The sequence below is a fragment of the Streptomyces shaanxiensis genome, assembly GCF_039537145.1.
GTDB classification, from domain to species: Bacteria; Actinomycetota; Actinomycetes; order Streptomycetales; family Streptomycetaceae; genus Streptomyces; species Streptomyces shaanxiensis.
In genome coordinates, this window is record NZ_BAAAZY010000011.1 from 187,748 (window position 1) to 204,956 (window position 17,209).

The following is a 17,209-nucleotide window of genomic DNA, read 5'->3' on the forward strand; positions in this document are numbered from 1 at the left end:
GCGGTGGGGGCGGTCGTGGGGGCGGCTCTTCCGCTGCTGGATCTGACGGGGGTGGCGAGCGGGACGGCGCCGTGGGGGTATCTCTCGCTGCTGCTGGGGGTGGCGTGTGTGGCGGTCGACCGGTTCTTCGGCGTGACGTCCGGGTGGATAAGGGACGTCGCCACGGCGCAGGCGGTGCAGCGGCGGCTGCAGGTGTTGCAGTTCGACTGGGCGACGGAGAGTGTGCGGGAGGTTCTGGGGCCGGCGGAGGGGACGGCCGGGGAGGCGGCGGAGCGGTGCCTGGGGGTGTTGCGGCGGTTCTCGGAGGATGTGACCGAGTTGGTGCGGGCCGAGACGGCGGACTGGATGGTGGAGTTCCGGACCGGGTCCGCGCCCATGGGGATCCAGTCGGCGGTGGCCGCTGGGGGGCGGCAGGATGCGGGGGTGGGGGTGGGGCGGTTCTCGGTGCCCCCGGGGAATGGGGCACGGCCCAACATGCCTCGGCAGCGGCCGCCTGAGCCTCGGTGAGGTGAGGTGGGGTGGGGTGGGGTTTTCCTCGCCCCCGCCGCCCCTACCCGTCCCGTCCCTGGGGGCTGCCGCCCCCAGACCCCCGCTTCGGCCCGAAGGGCCTCGTCCTCAAACGCCGGACGGGCTGCATCCCCTGGGTCGCTCGTTCAGGACTGTGGGGCCGGGAAAGCCACCGGGCTCCGCAAGCCCGCCCGGTTCACCGCTCTCACCCCGAAGAACACGTTGTCCTTCGACAGGTCGATCTCGTGGGTCGTCACGTCGCCCGCCGGGAGGACGTGGGTCCAGTTGGGGGACGTCGTTTCGCGCCAGACGATCTCGTAGCCGGCGAGGTCGGGTTCCGGGCCTCTCGTCCAGACCAGGTGGGTGGAGTTGGTGAGGTCGGTGGTGAGGATTCTGGTGCCTGTCGGGGTGTCGGGGGCCTGGGACAGGGTCCACAGGGTTGCCGCGTTCACCTTCGCCACCCTCGTCGTGTAGGCGAAGTCGCAGAACTCCGGCAGGTCGCCGTACTGCTTGCCGGTGTCGTCGACGCGGACGTCCTGGTGCTGGTGGGCGAAGTCCTCGGCCGGTTCGGTGAAGCGGGCGGCCGGGTAGCCGCGTTCGAGGAAGGGGATGTGGTCGCCGCCCCGGCGGTAGCGATCCCTGCGGTAGACGATCCGGATGTGCGCGGCCGTCGCGTCGTTCTCTGCCACGTCTTTCACGAATCGCGCCAGTTGGCGTGTCGGTGAGTCGTTCTCGCCGCCCACCGAGCGGCGGATCGCCGCCTGTTCGGGCGTTTCGGAGGAGGGGACGCCTTCGGCGAACAGGCGGACCGTGTACGGGTCGCGGGTGCCGTCGTCCGCCGTCGAGCTGCCGACTATGTCGTTCGTGAACATGGCCTGGACGTCCGCGCCGACCGACTTCAACTGCTGGGCCATGTAGGCCGATCCGTACAGGCCCTGCTCCTCCCCCGCCACCGCCGCGAACACGATCGTCGACGCCGGGCGGCGCTTGGCCAGCACACGAGCCAGCTCCAGTACGACGGCCACGCCCGACGCGTCGTCGTCCGCGCCCGGCGCGTCGGAGGTGGCGTCCATGACGTCGGTGACGCGGGAGTCGTAGTGGCCGGAGACGACGTAGACGCGGTCGGGCGTCACCGCGCCGCGCAGTGTCGCGATCACGTTCGTGATGCGGGTCGGGGCAGGGATACGTGGGGCCGGTTCCTGGACGTACGACTGGAGTTCCACCGTCATCCGGCCGCCGGAGGCCGCCGCGTACGACCTCAGCTCCGCCGCCAGCCAGTCGCGGGCCGCGCCGATGCCGCGCACGGGGTCGTCCTGGGCGGAGAGGGTGTGCCGGGTGCCGAAGGAGACCAGTTTGCGGGTCGTGGCCTCGATACGGGCCGGGTCGATCTCGCGGAGGAGGGCGCGGAGTTCGCGGGTGGGGCGCTGGGCGGTGGCGGGCGGGTGGGGATCGGTGGACGAGTGGTCCTCGGTCGGCGGTTGCGGTGCCGCGGCTGCCGGACCCGCCGCTCCCAACGCGGCGGCGCTCGTCGCCGCCGTCGTGGTCAGAACCGTTCTCCTGGTAGGGCTGGGACGCATGTGTCCTCCCGAGGCTGCCGATGCCGACCGACGTCCGTCCGTCCGTTCATTCATTCGGTCGTTCGTCTTGGTTGTGGACACAACAACAGATGCACCAACAGACAGCAAGAGCGCCTCAGTTGCACAACCGCACGCCTACCGGAGTCCCGCACGGCAGATGGCCCCGGGTGCGGATCACCTGTCGGCTGCTCTCCTTGTCCAGGTAGGCGAGGAACCCGGCCGCCAGGGAGTCGTCGGGCGGTGTGCCGTAGGTGTAGGCGTACTCGATGTCGCGGTACGGGTAGGCGCCGTCGCCGCGCTCGATCTCGTCCACGTTCGCGCGGTCGCCGTCGAGCGCCACCGTCCGCACGCCCTTGTGCCGGGCGGCGACACCCAGCTCGCTGTAGCCGATGGCGCCGGGCTGGCCGGCGACCTTGTCCAGGACCTCGCTGGTGCCGGCGAGTTCGCACCGCGTCACGACGGTGACCGCGCCACCAGGCGGTCGGCAGTCCAGTGACGTGCTCTGCGCCTGCTCCCACTGCCCGAGCACCCGGTCCTGGAAGACCTGCCGAGTCCCCGAGCTGTCGCTCCGGCTGACGAGGACGATGGGCAGGTCGGCGGTCTCCTTGCCGGCCCCGGGGATCACCTCGCCCCAGCGCCGGTACTTGCCCTCGTAGATGTCCCGCACCTGCCGTACGGTCAGGCCGGCCGGCCCGAGATCGATCCCGTCGTTGACGACGAGCGTGAAGACGGACAGCGCGACCTTCTTCCCCTTCAGGCCCAGCCGGTCGCCCAGCGGGCCGTCGGAGAACGCGATCACCGACCGTGCCCCCGCCTTCGACCGGTCGGCCAGAGCGGCGAGTTCGGCGACGCCGGCCTCGCTGCCGCGGGTCTCGACGTCGATCTCGGCGCCCGCGCACTTGTGCTCGTAACTCTTCTCCAGCGCCTCGATCACCGGCTCGAAGGCGGTCGAGCCGATCACCGTCAGCTCGCCCTGCTCGCACTCGATCGGATTGCCGTCGCGGAAGACGACGATGCCCGCGAGCGCGAGGACGGAGAGCGTGAGCAGTCCGGTGAAGATCCTCGCCGGGAGGCTGAACACCGGTGCCTTGTCGTCCGGCGTCGCACTGCGGTTGGGGTGCACCTCGCCGCCCCGGATGCCGCCGCGCACCCGGATGTCACGGCCGACGTCGCCGCCGGAGAGCATCACCAGCAGCTTGTAGTGGTCGCCGGGGTTGAGCGGGACGCGCGGGATGCGCAGCCGGTTGTCCTCGTAGCCGAAGCCCCGTTGCGCGGTGAAGTGGTCCATCAGGTGGTCGATGTCGGTCGGCTGCGTGACCGAGACACCCCGGATGGTGCGGTCGGTGAACACCGCGGTGAGGCCGTGGGGTTCGGGGCCGGTGTAGTCGTCGCGGTCGATGCTCTGCGAGCCGTCGTTCTCGACGCGCAGCAGGACGAGGGTCGCGTCGTCCATGTCCGCGTCGAACAGGCCGAGCCGGACGTTGGCCCGGCCCGAACGCACGTCGTCGCCTATGGGGTTGTCCATCTGGACGCGGTAGCCGATGCGCTTCTTGCGCGGCACCCTCCGCTCGTACCAGACCATGACGCCGGACGCGGCGACGCCGAGCACCGCGGTGCCGACGGCCACGATGTTCTCCGCGCTCAGCCACTCCACCGCGTCACAGTAGGTTCGCCTGAGCTCAACCGCCTTACGGGCAAGGGTATTTGGCGTTACCTCCTGGTGTACGTCAGCTTCTCCCCGCTGCTCGGGTTCACGCGCTCCAGCCTGCCGTCCGGCAGCAGCGTGATCTCGGTGGCCTCCCCCGGCGAGCACGCGGTGGCCGGCTCGCCGGTCGTCACGGTCGAGGGGCCGATCGCCACCGGGCCTTCGTCGCCCGGCGCTTCGGCCAGTGGCGCCTCGAACTCGCAGTGGTAGGTACCGGTGCCGGCCGGGCCGTCGGCGACGAGCGAGAGGACGGGATCGCCCACCTCGCCCTGCCTGATGGTGAGCCGACGGGTGTTCTCACCGGCCGCGTTGTCGATCGACGCCGTCCAGGTGCCCAGGTAGTCGGCCGGGATCACGCCCTCCGCCGACTTCGAGGGGGTGGGAGTGGGAGTGGGAGTGGGGGACGGCGTGGGGCCGGTGGGATCGCCGGTGGTGGTCGTCGTGACGGTCGGGGTGGTGGTCGGATCACCGCCCGCCCTGTCGTCACCGCCGCCGTTCATGAGGGCGTACACCGAGCCACCGGCCGCGAGTGCCACGACCAGCGCGACGAGGACGAGGGCCAGGGTGGAGCGGCCGCTTCGGTGGGGTGGTTCGGGTGGGGTGGTGGGGAGGTAAGGCGGGGTCGGGTCGTACGGCGGGTGTGGGTCGTACGGCGGGGTGGGGCCGCCGTACGACGGAGGCGGGCCGAACGACGGGTTCGGGCCGAACGACGGAGCGTGCCCGTACGGCGAGTTCGGCCCGTACGGCGAGTTCGGGCCGTACGACGGACTTTGGCCGTACGGCGCGGGCGGGCCGGCCGGTGGGGTCGGGCCGGACGGCGGGTAGCCGTACGCCGGCTGCTGCGGGTGCTGTTGCGGGGAGGTCCGGCCGTTCTGTGGGGCGGCGATGGTGGGGAGTTGGTCCGGCGGTGTCCCGCCGGCGGCGGGAGCGTGCTCGGGGGAGGCGGCGGGGGTCGGCTCCATGGAGCCCGCCTCCGGCGAACCCGAACCACCCTGCCCCTGCCCCTCCCTCTGCCCTGGTCCCGGCCCCGGCCCCGGCCCCACCGGATCCTCCGCGTCCAGCAACCGCACCGCATGCCGCCCCAACTGCGCCACCAGCGCACTCGGCAGCCAGGGATCACGGGACCGCCCGTCCGAGACGGTGTCCTCGGCCCCTGTACGCGCCAGGATCCGCTCCAGCGTCGGCCTGGCCCCGGGGTCCTTGCGCAGACAGTCCCGGACCAGCTCGGCGATGCCCTCGGGCACGCCCTCCAGATCGGGTTCCTCCTGGGCGATCCGGAACATCACGGCGTGGGCGCCGCTGTCGACGGAGCCGAAGGGGAGGTTGCCGGTGCAGGCGTACGCGAGGACCGAGCCCAGGCAGAACACGTCGCAGGCGGGCGTGATCCGGTCGCCGCGCACCTGCTCGGGCGCCATGAACCCGGGTGACCCGACGAGCGCGCCGGTGCGCGTGAGCCCGCTCTCGTCGACCGTCTCCAGCGCCCGGGCGATCCCGAAGTCGATGACGCGGGGTCCGTCGATGGTGACCAGGACGTTGGAGGGTTTCAGGTCCCGGTGCACGATCCCGGCCGCATGGATGTCCTGGAGCGCGTGCGCCAGGCCCGCCGCCAGGATCCGTACCGAACGCTCGGGCAGCGCCCCGTGGTCGCGTCCCACGACCTGCTGGAGGCTGGGCCCGGCGACATACCCGGTGGCGACCCAGGGCACCTCGGCCTCGGTGTCCGCGTCGAGCACCGGCGCGGTCCAGAATCCGCCGACCCGCTGCGCGGCCCGCACCTCCTGCCGGAAGCGGGCCCGGAACTCCTCCTGGGCGGCCAGCTCACGCCGGACGAGTTTCACGGCGACGGTACGGCCGCGATCCGACCGGGCGAGATAGACCTCCCCCATGCCGCCCGCGCCCAGCCGCGCCAGCAACCGGTACGCCCCGATCTGCCCCCGGTGCCCAACACCCGGAGGGATCCCCGTCGGATCCCCCGCCCCCGGCTTCTCCATCGCACCCACGCCCCCACCCCGCCTACGCAAACCCCCGCCTACGCGACGGCCCCACGATAGTGCGGCATATGGGGAGGTGAGCGGGTCGGCGTCTACGGTTCCGTAACAGGAACGCCGAGGTCGTCGAGCACCTTGGACAACCGTTCCAGAACCCGTACGGCATCGGCGAGTTCCGCCTCCCCGAAGGCGTCCGCCAGCTTGTCCGCGACGACCGCGTGACCGGGGCCGATCCGGGAGACCGCCGCCCGCCCCTCCTCGGTCGGCGCGAGGAGCTTCGCACGGCGGTGGGCGGGGTTGGGCCGGTACTCGGCCAGCCCCTTGGCCACCAGCAGGTCGGCGATGCGCTGCACGCTCTGCCGGGTGATGCCCATGGCACGGGCGACACCGGACACGGGGAGGGGTTCGCCGAGCACCGCGCCCAGGACCTGCCACCAGGCCGCCGTCAGCCCGGCCGGCCGGGCCAGTTCCTCGGCGACCGCGAGGAACTGGCCGTTGAGCCTGAAGACACCGAGCGCGCTGCGGCTGAGCAGGTCCTGGCGTTCGCGGCTCACTCGGCTCCCGCCTTCTCGAGCACCGCGTACGCCTCCGCGTCGGAGTCGTGGAACAGCCGGTACCAGGCGTCCAGCACCTCGCCCTCGTACACCCCGAGCACCCGGAAGATCTCCCGGGCGAAGGCGACGGGCTCGGTCGGCCCGGCGGTGACCAGCGTGCCGTCGCCGATGTCGGTGACGGCGTCGGTGTCGACGTACCGCTCGCCGCCGCCGTAGCCGGTGGCCGCGAGGTAGAAGGAGACGGCGCTGGTGTGGGCGCGGTCGTCGAGCAGTCCCTCGCGGGCCAGCCCGGCGGTGGCCCCGCAGATCGCGGCGACGGGCACGCCGGCGTCGAGGAACTCCCGCGCCTTGCGGGCGAAGGGCGCGAGGTCGTCGGACGTGTCCCAGAGGTCGGCGCCCGGGAGGATCAGCAGGCTGCCGTCCTCGGGCCGTACGTCGTCCAGGGCGAGGTCGGGCCGGACGCTCAGTCCGCCGATGCTCCGCACGGACCGCTCGTCGCCCCCGACCGGGCCGACGGTGCGGATCTCGTACCCGGCGCGCGCGAGGTAGGCCGTGGCATGACCGGTCTCCCAGTCGGCGTAGGTGTCGTAGACGGCGAGGTACACGGGCTTGCGGGTGGTGCCGGTGCTGCTGCTCATGGCTCCTCCTGGACGCCTCGAAGATGACAACATGCTGTCACTTAGACAGCTTGCTGTCAATGATGTCGAGGAGTTCCCGCGGGACCTACCCTCATCCGCCCGCCTCCCCTGTCGACAACCTGTCGCGGAAACCCCCCGACCACAGACATGACGCCGATATCTCGCCCCCGCCCCCCGCTCCTACGCTCGCCCGCATGACCCCTCAGCCAAATCCCGAGGTCGGCGCCGCCGTGAAGGCCGCGGACCGTGCGCATGTGTTCCACTCCTGGTCCGCGCAGGAGCTCATCGACCCGCTCGCCGTCGCCGGCGCGGAGGGGTCGTACTTCTGGGACTACGACGGCAGGCGCTACCTGGACCTCACCAGCGGGCTCGTCTTCACGAACATCGGCTACCAGCACCCGAAGGTCGTCGCGGCGATACAGGAGCAGGCGGCGCGCCTGACGACCTTCGCTCCCGCGTTCGCGATCGAGGCGCGGTCGGAGGCGGCCCGGCTGATCGCCGAGCGGACGCCGGGCGACCTGGACAAGATCTTCTTCACCAACGGCGGCGCGGACGCCGTGGAGCACGCGGTGCGCATGGCGCGGCTGCACACGGGCCGCGCGAAGGTGCTGTCGGCGTACCGCTCCTACCACGGCGGCACCCAGCAGGCCGTGAACATCACGGGTGACCCGCGCCGCTGGGCGTCCGACAGCGCCACTGCCGGTGTCGTGCACTTCTGGGCGCCCTTCCTCTACCGCTCCCGCTTCTACTCCGAGACCGAGGAGCAGGAGTGCGCCCGGGCGCTGGAGTACCTGGAGACGACGATCGCCTTCGAGGGGCCGTCGACCGTCGCCGCGATCATCCTGGAGACGGTGCCCGGGACGGCCGGGATCATGGTGCCGCCGCCCGGTTACCTCGCCGGGGTCCGGGAGATCTGCGACAAGTACGGGATCGTCTTCGTCCTGGACGAGGTCATGGCGGGCTTCGGGCGGACCGGTGAGTGGTTCGCGGCGGACCTGTTCGACGTGACCCCCGACCTGATGACCTTCGCGAAGGGCGTGAACTCCGGGTACGTGCCGCTGGGCGGTGTCGCCATCTCGGGAGCCATCGCGGAGACCTTCGGCAAGCGCCCGTACCCGGGCGGCCTGACCTACTCCGGGCACCCGCTGGCCTGTGCGGCCGCCGTGGCGACGATCGAGGTCATGGCCGAGGAGGGCGTCGTCGAGAACGCCGCCCGGCTGGGCACGGAGGTGATCGAACCGGGGCTGCGCGAGCTGGCCGCACGTCACCCCAGCGTGGGCGACGTGCGCGGCGTCGGCATGTTCTGGGCGCTCGAACTGGTACGGAACCGGGAGACCCGGGAGCCGCTGGTCCCCTACAACGCGGCCGGCGAGGCGAACGCCCCCATGGCTGCGTTCGGCTCCGCCGCGAAGGCGGCCGGCATCTGGCCGTTCATCAACATGAACCGCACCCACGTCGTACCGCCGTGCAACGCGAGCGAGGCCGAACTGAAGGAGGGCCTGGCAGCGCTGGACGCCGCGCTGGCTGTGGCGGACGAGTTCACGGAGTAGCCACCGGCACCGTGAAGGGGCTCCCCCTCTCTGCGTCGGCCCAGGCATGTCAGCCCGTCCGGCGTTTGAGGACGAGGCCCTTTAAGGGCCGAAGCGGGGGTCTGGGGGCGGCAGCCCCCAGGGACGGGACGGGTAGGGGCGGCGGGGGCGAAAAAGGCGAGCCCCGCAGGAAACGTCCCCGCAAACCGAACGCGTAAGGTGGCGTGCTCGTAGACATATACGCGCACGCCACCTCATCGCGACGACGGGAGACGCCCTGACCATGCCCGGCACCGGCGGCAACGGCTCCGTGACCCGTAGCACCCTGCGGCAGCAGCTCGCGGACGCTCTGCGGGACGAGGTGCTGGCCGGACGGCTCCAGGCAGGCCGGGAGTTCACCGTCAAGGAGATCGCCGAGCAGTACGGCGTCTCCGCGACCCCCGTGCGCGAGGCCCTCGTCGATCTCTCCGCGCAGGGCCTGCTGGAAGCCGACCAGCACCGCGGCTTCCGCGTCCACGAGTACTCCGTCGAGGACTACCGCGGCATCATCGAGGCCCGCGGCCTGGTCATCGACGGCATCTTCCAGGTCCTCGCCGGCGACCGCCCCGGCCACCGCGACCCGGACGACCCCCGCGTCCTCGCCTCCGTGGTCGGTGTACGCCGCCGCGCCGAGGAGGCCCAGCGCGCCGCCACCGCGGGCGACCTCACCGTGCTGATCGGCTACGACCTGCGCTTCTGGCGCGAACTCGGCGCCCTCTTCGGCAACCCCTACCTCGCCGACTTCCTGCACCGGCTGCGCGTGCAGTCCTGGGTCTGCGCGGTCCAGCACCTGCGCCGCCTCGACGACCTGCGCGGCCACCTGTGGTCCCGGCACACCGACCTGGTCGACGCCCTGATGCGCCGCGACCTGCCCGGGGCCCGCTCGATCATCGCCGCGCAGGACGCGGACTCCCTCGCCCTGATCGAGCGGCTGGCGTCGGGATGAGCCACGAGCGGGAGCGGCCGGAGACCCCCGACCCCGCCAAGAGCCCCGACCTCACCGACTTAGCCGACGTCACCGACGTCACCGGCGCGGCCCAGCAGTTCGCGCAGCCGGTGCTGGCGGTCGCCGATCGTGGCGCCGGGGACCGAACGGGAGCCGGTCGCCGCGCAGTTGCCCTCGGAGAGGGCCTTGTCGAGCCGTTCCAGTTCCTCGATCGGCGTCGCGAGATCGGCGTCGGTGACCGGCACGCGGCGGCCGCGGGTGGCGGCCACGCCGAGGCGGAGGGCCTGACCTGGCGGGCGGGCGGGCTGGTGCTGGCACCGCAGCCGCACGACGGTGCGCTGCGTGAGACCGTGGAGAAGCTGGTGGGCGCGCCGGGGAGATGGGTCGACGGAGTGTGGGTATGGGACCTGCACCAGCAGGTACTCACTCAGGGACTCGCTCAGGGCTCGGATCAGGACGATGAGCTCGCACAGGGGGTCCGTCCCCGACCCGCACCGATTACCCTTCCCTGACCACTGTGCTACGTGAGGAGCCCTCTTTTGGCCTGTGACCTGTGGCTGGTGCCGCTCGTCGACGTGTTGTGCCACACCCCCGACAACCCTTTCGCCGAGGAACTCGCGCAATACAACAAGGTGCTGGCCGAGGCCGGGCTGCCGCCGGTGCCGGTGTACCAGTACATGCCGGGCCTGTCCGGCGACGTCGCCCCGGTCGCGGGCTTCGACTACGACGCGCTGCACTTCCTGCGCCGCGCCTACCTGCTCCAGGTCTGCGGGCTCGCGGTCACCCCGGTCGACGACCTGGGCGGTGACTACGAGCAGCTGCTGGAGATGTTCGAGTCGACGGCCCAGCAGTCGCACCTGGTCTGGCACTACGACCACGCGGGCGCCTACGTCCCCGTCGACTTCCCGGCCCCGCTCTCCAGCGAGGAACTCCTGGCCGGCGGCGGCCCCTTGGGCTCCTCGCAGTCGCTCCTGCGCGAGCTGGAGTTCGTGGCCCCGGTGATCGGCATCGATCCGGCCAATCCTCCCGCGGCCCCCCAGGCCCCGGCGGCCCCCACGGCCCTGGAGGAACCGGCCGTCCCCGCTCCCTACGACCCGAGCCCCTTCGCCCGCGAACGGCACGTGTGGCTGGGGCTGCACGCGGCGGCGACGCGGAGTCTGGCGCAGGGGTCGATGATCGTCTTCAGCTGAGGTTCGCGGTTCGGTTCGGCCCTACTTCAGCTGGGACAGCCCCTTCTGCAGGTCCTCGAGATTCATCACCGGCGTGTAGTCCACCTTGGCGTCGAACTTCTCGAAGAGCGGCTCGGTGAGCGGTGGCAACTGTGAGGAGTCCTGCATGTCGAAGACCATGAACATCGTGCGGACCCCGTTGTCCGGGCTGAAGTAGGAGGCCTCCGGCTTGAACGCCTCCATGATCTCCTGCATGACCTGGGGCATCTTGCCGCTACGGATGACCTCGTTCGTCTTCTCCGTGTCGAGATGGGCCTGGAGCAGTACGCGCATGACACTTACCTTCTTCTGAAGCCGCGTGGAAGTGGACACGTACGGAGCCTGAGCCGTACGGCTTCACGCTATGAGTGCCATGCGCACTTCGCCCGCTCACTGCTCCACCTGGGCGGACCGGAACGGGGAGGGCACCCGGCGGGCGCCCTCCGCCTCGCGTTATCGCTGGTGCGGCAACCTGATGGTCCGTACGAGGGGCATGTCCGCGTACTGGTCGGGTTCGACGGTCAGCACATGGCGCCCGTCCGGCCAGTCCGGCGTAGGCCGGGACAGATGGATCGCGTGGCCGAGCCGCCACTCCACCCCGTCACGCAACAGCGCACCCACGGTGGACGCCCCGGAGAAGTCCAACTCGACGATCTCCACGGCGGGCAGCGCTCCGACATGCTCGGCGAGCCCCTTGCGCATACCGTCGGCAGCGGCCAGGCACAACGCCGGAACGTACACGTGCCGGACGGGCCCGTGCTCGGTGTTCGCGACGAACTGAGAGGCCAACGAGTTCCCCGAGCCGAGCGCGAGCAAGGCCGACTCGTCGAAGACGACGCCGGTCGACCCGGCCCTCGTCGCGCTCACAGGCTGTCCACGGGCCGACCGGCCTCAAGGTCCTGCCAGACCTTCTCCACCCTGTCGTGGTCCTCGTCCGTGAGCGTCACACCGAAGTGCGTCTCGCAGTACGCCTTGGTCGCCTCGTACCGCTTCCGCAGCTCCTCCTGGGTCGGCGTGGCCCCCGCCAGCTCGGCGATCAGGTCACGCATGGTCATCCCGCGCTCTCGGGCGAGGACCATGAGACGGTCACGGACAGCGGGATCGACCTTGACGGTGGTGTCAGCCATGAGCGCAGTATACCGGCGGTATACCACCTCAGGCCGTTCAAGTACGACGGTCATCGAAAACGCTCCATTTCTCTCGAAGGAACCGCCGGGCGAGGCCGCCCGACTTACGGAAATCAATCTCAACGTCCGTGACAGGCAAGGCCGTTGGCGCTACCGGACGACACCGCCCACTCCGCAACCGAGCCTCGATATGGCCGTACGCCGACCGCAGCCACCGAGGCCACCCACCCGTCACCGCCGCCCGCACCTCGGCACTGCTCGCACCCCTCCGCCACCACTCCTCCACCAGCGGCGCGAGCCGCAGCGCCTCGGCGGCGTCGAGCGCGAGGCGCCGATCGAACCCCCCGAGCGAGAGCAGCAGATGCGCGGCGTCAGCGGTACGCCCGCCCCCAGACGCCGGCCGACCCGGAACTTTTTCGGATTCACCCGTTCGTGGCGCGACTTCGTACGGGGCGTCGAACACCTCGTAAACGACGGAGAGTTGCCCCGCGGCCCCACCCTCGCGCCCCTCACGCACCACCCGCCGCAGATACCGCCGTTCCTCCAGCTCACGCAGGGCGGCGACGACCCGCGACCGCCCCTCGGCGCCGGGCGCGGCAAGCGCGCGGAGGGTGACGCGGGTGCGGTTCGGGAGGGCCAACAGGTACGTCAGTACGCTCACCGCGCGCCAGGAGATGCCCCGGTCGCGGAGAAGGGCAGCGGAGAGGCCTGAAAAGACGCGCGCAGGCGTCGTACGATGAGAACGCATCCGGAGGTCTAGCTCCTGGGTGTCGAGCCCCCGGGTGTTGGCGCACCGCGGGGGCATTTCGTTTGTTGGCGTGACTCTAAAGCCACGCAGAGCGACGATTGCAAGTCGAAACCACCTTTTCCCAGGCGGAAGTTCGCGTTCTTCACTCCTGCGAGTGAAGGGCGGTGCACAGCAGACGCGTGTGGACGAGGCGGTCGGGGGTCGACGGACGGTAGCGCCAACTCAAGGGCCAGGTCAGACCGTTGAGGGCGGGCACCGGGATGTACGAGACATGGCCCGGGCCCGCGATGAAGCGGGTGATGCCGTCGGGCCAGGCGCGGTGGGACGTACTGCCCACCGGCACAAGGAAGTAGACCCCGCGTCGGCCCGTCGCCGTCTCGACGATCGGTCCCGGATCACCCCCGGTCATGCGTGCGAGCCAGTCGGCGACGCTCCGGCCCTGCTCGCCGTCGACTCTGATCGCGTCGAACTGAACGCCTGCCTTGCGGAGTTGAACGCCGGTTGCCGGGAGCCAGGTCAGGTCACTTTGCGTGTTCACGGGGTCAGTTTGCGGGTGCGGAGCTAGCGTGATCCATGACTCTGAGTCGCCGGTCGACCACGGTTGGGCACGGGCGCCTGCGAGTTGTGACCGGTTGAGTTCGGTTGAGTTCGGAGGTGGCCGCAATGGCGCGGGCGGAGAACAAGGTGAAGGCAGGCGGTACGGCCCATCTGGTCGCGGCCTTGGCGAAGGCGTTGCGGGAGCAACAGGGGCTGACTCAGCCGCAGTTGGGCGACAAGCTCGGGTACACGGCAGCGGCGATCAGTGCGATGGAGACGTGTGCGCAGCCCGCGAGCGATCAGATGCTGGTGGGACTGGAGGTGGAGATCGGGGGCGGGCTGGGCGTCTTCGAGGAGGCGCGCAAGTGGATGCTGCTGGAGAAGTACCCGGCTCGGTTCCGGGGGTTCTCGGAGCTGGAGGCCGGGGCGGTCACGCTGTGCTCGTACGAGACGCTGGTCGTCGACGGCCTGTTCCAGACCGAGGACTATGCGCGGGCGCTGATCGGCGGTGGCTATCCAGCTGTATCAGAGCAGAGGCGCGAGGAGCTGGTGGGTGCCCGGCTGGCCCGTCGGGCGCTCTTCGACCGGGACCCGGCCCCGCACATCGAGCTGATCCTCGAAGAAAGCGTGCTGCGGCGGCCGTTCGGCAGTTGGGACATCATGCGCGGGCAACTGCGTTCGCTCGCCGAGGACGCCCAGCGGGACAATGTCTTCGTGCAGGTGCTGCCCCTGGACCGGGGGCTGCGTGGAACGTACGCGGGCGACCGGGGCGGCATGCACCTCGTGGAGACCAGGGACCACGAGCACGTCGTCTACATGGAGATCGAGGACCAGGGCATTCTGATCAACGATCCGGCCGAGGTGTCCCATCTCGCGCGCCGCTATGCGAGTATCCGAGCACAGGCCCTGAGTCCCGACGAATCACTGGCCTTCATCGAGCGGTTGGCAGGAGAGGAACGATGAGCGGCACCGGAAGCCTTCGCTGGTTCAAGTCGAGCTACAGCGACAGCGGCGGCGGCGCCTGCGTCGAAGTCGCCCCCTGCCCCCACGCCACCACCATCCACATCCGCGACTCCAAGAACCCCGACGGCCCAAACCTCACCGTCTCCGGCAAGGCCTGGGCCGCCTTCATCTCGTCACCGGCCTACCAGATCGAGGGATCCTTCAGCGCCTCGTACGCGTAGCGCAGCGGGGCGCGCTGGTTGGTGGGCCGATCGGTGTTCGATATCCAGTGCGAGCCGTAGTCGTCGGTCCACTTGTACTTGTACTTCTTGTTGCCGCCGGCGCTCTTGATGCTGCTGTGCTCAAGCCCCTGGTTGACGTAGTAGACGACCTTGTGCTTGGCCTTCATGCCGATGGCGGAGCCGCTGTGAACGGCGTCGTCGTCGCTGGAGCCGATGAGGGTCCAGTCCGTCTTCATCCTGGACTGCGGGTTCTGCCCTGCCCACGAGAGGAAGTTGCTGCCCGGCTTCAGGTCGCTGCACTGCTTGTGCCCCTGGGCGGCGCATGTCCGCGCTATGCCGGCGCCCTTGAACGGGCTGCCGAGGGTGACCACGTCCTCGACATAGAGGTAGTCCGGCCACTTGCTCGATGAGCCGTACTTGTTCACGCCGGTGATGGCGGCGCGGATTACCTGGCCGCCCATGGAATGGCCGACGACGTCGACCTTCTTTCCGTGCCGGGAGTAATTCTTGTAGATGTCCCAGGCGAGCAGGCGACCGAGTTCCTGGATTCGGGTATCCAGGTTTCCGTTCACCTTACGGGTGCAGTTGACGTTCTTCTTGTAGTACCCCCAGGTGACGAACTTTCCCTTCCAGCCCTTCGCACGGAGGTCGGACATCGCCTTGCCCCAGACTGCCTTGCAGTCCTGCTTGGCATTGCCGACTTCGAGGTGCTTCCCGTCGAGGCCGTGCACGAAATACACGGCGTTCTTCACGCCCTTGGAACGGGACGGAGTGGCGGCACTGGCCTCACCTGCCGCGATCCCCACCATGACTCCCGCGGTCGCCGTGGCGACCAGGGCACGAACAAGTCTGTTCTGTGACAAGACTTTCCCCCATGAGCAGCGGACCGCAATTCAGTGCGGTCCTCCCCGTGTCCTTCTCGTCATGAATGAGGGCGCGTGTTCATGCCAGGTTGCTTCGGGGGGGGGAGATCTTTTTAAAACCTTTCAGCCAGCTGTCGGTTTCTGTCCGCACACGCAGAACTTCGAACCAAGCGGAATTACGGATTACGGAACCGGAGACCCGCCACTACGCGCCGAGGCGTTCCTTCAGCGCCGCCCCGACCTCGAACAGGACACTGTTGATCCGGGACTTGTCGAACGGCGGGACATCCAGGTCACCGACGGTCGCGTTGATGTCCTGCATCCGCTGGAGCACCTCGCGGGGCAGCCACAGGCCGGCGTAGGGCGCGGGAGGCGCCGGGCGCTTGATGCCCCGGCGGTAGGGGCGGCCGGGATCGTCGTACTTCGCGTGGCGGATCAGGAGCAGGGTGAACCGTGCGTGCAGGTCGGCGTGGGCCAGGACCGGCAGATGCGGGGAAGGGTGCTCGGCCTGCTCGACGGCCTGCTCGGAGAGGCCTATGTGCGGGATGACCAGTTCTCTCGGCGGAGCGAAGCCGCTGAGGCGCACGAGGTCGTAGGAGGCCAGGGCCGGCTGCGCGTGCGCCATGCTGACCGTCGGCTTGCCGAGGTGGGCCCAGATGACCACGAGCGGGTGCAGGGCGGTGCCGCGCAGCCATGCGTAGCGCAGCCGGTCGGTGTCGTTCCGCGCGGCGAACATCCGCTTCTCGGCGAGGCGGGCGGCGCGGAACAGTGGTGAGGCGAACTTCTTGGAACCGGAGTCCGTGAAATCGAGAGCGCCGCGTATGAGCGCGACGATTTGCGCGGTGTCGTCCGACGCGATGGGGTCCACCTCTTCAGGCCACCGGCGCGGCTGCCGCCTGTCAAGAAGGCGGCGTTGTCGCCAGTTGCCGGTGTGAACGCCCAACTCTCATGTTTCAAAGGGAAGTTGTTGACGGCGGGAAATTGGCGGCGTTCCGCGTCGGCGGGGCGCAGGCGGCCCGGGCCCACCGTCTTCGGTGGGCCCGGGCCGGTCTCCTCGTGTCAGAACTTGTTCGCGTTGAGGGCCAGCTGGAGGTGACGGGTGGTGTCGGGGCCCCACTGGCCGTCGACGCCCGCGCCCACCTTCTTCTGGAGGGCCTTGACCGTCTGCGGACCGATGGCGCCGTCCGCGGTCACCTTCAGGTAGCTCTGGAGCGCCTTCTTCGTGAGCGGCCCGAAGGAACCGTCCACGGACAGCTTGGCGCCGTGCGAGTTCAGCGCACGCTGGAGCGCGGCACAGGTCGCGGGGCCGAACTGGCCGTCGACGACGAGCTTCCCGGCCGCCGGCGGACGCGGAGTCGGCTGCTGCGGCTTGGTGCCGCCCTTGAGGGCGGACTGCATCATCTTGTCCGAGGCGGGCCCGTACTCACCGTCGACCGTGAGGCCGTACTTCTTCTGGAAGGCCTTCACCGCCGACTCGGTGGCGGGGCCGAAGTCCCCGTCGACGACCAGCTTCGAGCCCATGACCTTGTTCAGGTTGCCCTGGAGGGTCTTCACCGCCGCGCCCTTGGAGCCCCGGCGCAGGATGCCGTCGGTGGGCGGCAGCGGCTTGGCGTTGCCGTAGGCGGGGCGGCCGTAGCCCACGATCTCCGAGGAGTAGCGGTCGCGGCGCAGCACCTTGTCGCTGGTGTTGCCCTCGATGGTGGTGATCTTGCCGTTGGAGTGCACGGCCTCGACCACGCCGACGTGGTCGATCCTGTCGATGGACCGACTGCCGCCCCAGTCGAAGAACACGACGTCGCCCGCGCGGATACCGCCGACCCCGTAGTGCCAGCGACCCTTGGACTGGAACTTCTTGGCGTGCGCGACCGTCCACGCGTGCTTGCCGAAGATCGCGTCGAGGTTGTCCGACTTGGCGGCGGCGTAGCTGACGGTCATGTTGCACCATGCGTCGTCGAAGCCGTACCAGTCGGTGATGAAGTTGTTGTTGGAACCGGGCGGGTTCTCACCGGTGCCGATCAGCTTGCGCATCTGCGCGAGCATCCCCTCCACGGACCCCATG

General features: G+C 70.0%; 19 protein-coding genes and 1 pseudogene. 6 read left to right on the plus strand and 14 right to left on the minus strand.

The features are described from left to right. Positions 1 to 507: SLATT domain-containing protein (locus tag ABD932_RS20485; protein ID WP_345014805.1), on the plus strand; the 507-nt coding region annotated here is incomplete at its 5' end. Positions 508 to 653: 146 nt separating this feature from the next. Here the strand turns inward: ABD932_RS20485 and ABD932_RS20490 are convergent. The 5 genes from ABD932_RS20490 to ABD932_RS20510 form a co-directional block, all read right to left on the minus strand. Then, on the minus strand, positions 654 to 2,084 hold the full coding sequence (locus ABD932_RS20490; protein WP_345014808.1) for a M20/M25/M40 family metallo-hydrolase: 1,431 nt from the start codon (positions 2,082 to 2,084) through the stop codon (positions 654 to 656). 115 nt (positions 2,085 to 2,199) lie between these two features. Continuing rightward, positions 2,200 to 3,738 carry a PstS family phosphate ABC transporter substrate-binding protein gene (locus ABD932_RS20495; RefSeq protein ID WP_345014810.1) on the minus strand — a complete coding sequence of 513 codons (1,539 nt, stop codon included), beginning with the start codon at positions 3,736 to 3,738 and terminating at the stop codon, positions 2,200 to 2,202. A 56-nt stretch (positions 3,739 to 3,794) separates the two neighbouring features. Next, a complete protein-coding gene (locus tag ABD932_RS20500) occupies positions 3,795 to 5,780 on the minus strand; it encodes a serine/threonine-protein kinase (protein WP_345015392.1) in 1,986 nt (661 codons plus the stop codon). A gap of 92 nt (positions 5,781 to 5,872) precedes the next feature. Then, on the minus strand, positions 5,873 to 6,331 hold the full coding sequence (locus ABD932_RS20505; protein ID WP_345014812.1) for a MarR family winged helix-turn-helix transcriptional regulator: 459 nt from the start codon (positions 6,329 to 6,331) through the stop codon (positions 5,873 to 5,875). Beyond that, a complete protein-coding gene (locus ABD932_RS20510; protein WP_345014815.1) occupies positions 6,328 to 6,969 on the minus strand; it encodes a DJ-1/PfpI family protein in 642 nt (213 codons plus the stop codon). Before ABD932_RS20510 ends, ABD932_RS20505 begins: the two co-directional genes overlap by 4 nt. A gap of 194 nt (positions 6,970 to 7,163) precedes the next feature. Here ABD932_RS20510 and ABD932_RS20515 point away from each other — a divergent pair, with 194 nt between their 5' ends. Further along, positions 7,164 to 8,519 carry an aspartate aminotransferase family protein gene (locus ABD932_RS20515; protein ID WP_345014817.1) on the plus strand — a complete coding sequence of 452 codons (1,356 nt, stop codon included), beginning with the start codon at positions 7,164 to 7,166 and terminating at the stop codon, positions 8,517 to 8,519. Positions 8,520 to 8,781: 262 nt separating this feature from the next. After that, the gene (locus tag ABD932_RS20520) at positions 8,782 to 9,483 is read left to right on the plus strand and encodes a GntR family transcriptional regulator (RefSeq protein WP_345014819.1); all 702 of its coding nucleotides are present in this window, start codon (positions 8,782 to 8,784) and stop codon (positions 9,481 to 9,483) included. A gap of 74 nt (positions 9,484 to 9,557) precedes the next feature. Here ABD932_RS20520 and ABD932_RS20525 read toward each other — a convergent pair. Next, positions 9,558 to 9,782: pseudogene (locus tag ABD932_RS20525) on the minus strand (hypothetical protein); the annotation flags it as partial. 240 nt (positions 9,783 to 10,022) lie between these two features. On the opposite strand from ABD932_RS20525, the gene ABD932_RS20535 reads away from it, so the two are divergent. Continuing rightward, complete coding sequence (locus tag ABD932_RS20535; RefSeq protein WP_250086919.1) at positions 10,023 to 10,673, plus strand: phospholipase D-like domain-containing protein; 651 nt, start codon at positions 10,023 to 10,025, stop codon at positions 10,671 to 10,673. A gap of 21 nt (positions 10,674 to 10,694) precedes the next feature. Here the strand turns inward: ABD932_RS20535 and ABD932_RS20540 are convergent, their stop codons facing one another. From ABD932_RS20540 to ABD932_RS20560, 5 genes are all read right to left on the minus strand, one after another. Next, complete coding sequence (locus ABD932_RS20540; protein WP_345014823.1) at positions 10,695 to 10,985, minus strand: DUF3303 family protein; 291 nt, start codon at positions 10,983 to 10,985, stop codon at positions 10,695 to 10,697. A gap of 159 nt (positions 10,986 to 11,144) precedes the next feature. Next, positions 11,145 to 11,558 carry a PIN domain-containing protein gene (locus ABD932_RS20545; RefSeq protein ID WP_345014825.1) on the minus strand — a complete coding sequence of 138 codons (414 nt, stop codon included), beginning with the start codon at positions 11,556 to 11,558 and terminating at the stop codon, positions 11,145 to 11,147. Continuing rightward, a complete protein-coding gene (locus ABD932_RS20550) occupies positions 11,555 to 11,818 on the minus strand; it encodes a hypothetical protein (RefSeq protein ID WP_345014827.1) in 264 nt (87 codons plus the stop codon). Before ABD932_RS20550 ends, ABD932_RS20545 begins: the two co-directional genes overlap by 4 nt. 37 nt (positions 11,819 to 11,855) lie before the next feature. Continuing rightward, positions 11,856 to 12,479 (minus strand): hypothetical protein, encoded by a 624-nt coding sequence (locus tag ABD932_RS20555; protein ID WP_345014829.1) that lies wholly within the window; start codon positions 12,477 to 12,479, stop codon positions 11,856 to 11,858. Between the two features lie 229 nt (positions 12,480 to 12,708). After that, the gene (locus tag ABD932_RS20560) at positions 12,709 to 13,104 is read right to left on the minus strand and encodes a hypothetical protein (protein WP_345014831.1); all 396 of its coding nucleotides are present in this window, start codon (positions 13,102 to 13,104) and stop codon (positions 12,709 to 12,711) included. A gap of 125 nt (positions 13,105 to 13,229) precedes the next feature. Here ABD932_RS20560 and ABD932_RS20565 point away from each other — a divergent pair, with 125 nt between their 5' ends. Then, positions 13,230 to 14,066, plus strand: coding sequence for a Scr1 family TA system antitoxin-like transcriptional regulator (locus ABD932_RS20565; protein WP_345014833.1), 837 nt, complete (start codon positions 13,230 to 13,232; stop codon positions 14,064 to 14,066). Beyond that, positions 14,063 to 14,287: a DUF397 domain-containing protein gene (locus ABD932_RS20570; protein ID WP_345014835.1), complete on the plus strand. Its 225-nt coding sequence runs from the start codon at positions 14,063 to 14,065 to the stop codon at positions 14,285 to 14,287. The genes ABD932_RS20565 and ABD932_RS20570 overlap by 4 nt, the downstream gene beginning before the upstream one ends. On the opposite strand, the gene ABD932_RS20575 is transcribed toward ABD932_RS20570, so the two are convergent. The 3 genes from ABD932_RS20575 to ABD932_RS20585 form a co-directional block, all read right to left on the minus strand. Further along, on the minus strand, positions 14,248 to 15,150 hold the full coding sequence (locus ABD932_RS20575) for an esterase/lipase family protein (protein WP_345014837.1): 903 nt from the start codon (positions 15,148 to 15,150) through the stop codon (positions 14,248 to 14,250). The genes ABD932_RS20570 and ABD932_RS20575 overlap by 40 nt on opposite strands. 205 nt (positions 15,151 to 15,355) lie before the next feature. Continuing rightward, positions 15,356 to 16,018 carry a hypothetical protein gene (locus ABD932_RS20580; RefSeq protein ID WP_345014839.1) on the minus strand — a complete coding sequence of 221 codons (663 nt, stop codon included), beginning with the start codon at positions 16,016 to 16,018 and terminating at the stop codon, positions 15,356 to 15,358. A 191-nt stretch (positions 16,019 to 16,209) separates the two neighbouring features. Further along, positions 16,210 to 17,208, minus strand: a complete 999-nt coding sequence (locus tag ABD932_RS20585) for a peptidoglycan-binding protein (RefSeq protein WP_345014841.1) — start codon at positions 17,206 to 17,208, stop codon at positions 16,210 to 16,212. Between the last annotated feature and the right edge of the window lies 1 nt (position 17,209).

What these genes read in the sequence shown, in the direction of transcription:
- ABD932_RS20490 (WP_345014808.1), bottom strand. Translation starts at nt 2,084, where the DNA reads ATGCGTCCCAGCCCTACCAGGAGAACGGTTCTGACCACGACGGCGGCG.
- ABD932_RS20500 (WP_345015392.1), bottom strand. Translation starts at nt 5,780, where the DNA reads ATGGAGAAGCCGGGGGCGGGGGATCCGACGGGGATCCCTCCGGGTGTT.
- ABD932_RS20510 (WP_345014815.1), bottom strand. Translation starts at nt 6,969, where the DNA reads ATGAGCAGCAGCACCGGCACCACCCGCAAGCCCGTGTACCTCGCCGTC.
- ABD932_RS20515 (WP_345014817.1), top strand. Translation starts at nt 7,164, where the DNA reads ATGACCCCTCAGCCAAATCCCGAGGTCGGCGCCGCCGTGAAGGCCGCG.
- ABD932_RS20520 (WP_345014819.1), top strand. Translation starts at nt 8,782, where the DNA reads ATGCCCGGCACCGGCGGCAACGGCTCCGTGACCCGTAGCACCCTGCGG.
- ABD932_RS20540 (WP_345014823.1), bottom strand. Translation starts at nt 10,985, where the DNA reads ATGCGCGTACTGCTCCAGGCCCATCTCGACACGGAGAAGACGAACGAG.
- ABD932_RS20550 (WP_345014827.1), bottom strand. Translation starts at nt 11,818, where the DNA reads ATGGCTGACACCACCGTCAAGGTCGATCCCGCTGTCCGTGACCGTCTC.
- ABD932_RS20565 (WP_345014833.1), top strand. Translation starts at nt 13,230, where the DNA reads ATGGCGCGGGCGGAGAACAAGGTGAAGGCAGGCGGTACGGCCCATCTG.
- ABD932_RS20570 (WP_345014835.1), top strand. Translation starts at nt 14,063, where the DNA reads ATGAGCGGCACCGGAAGCCTTCGCTGGTTCAAGTCGAGCTACAGCGAC.
- ABD932_RS20585 (WP_345014841.1), bottom strand. Translation starts at nt 17,208, where the DNA reads ATGGGGTCCGTGGAGGGGATGCTCGCGCAGATGCGCAAGCTGATCGGC.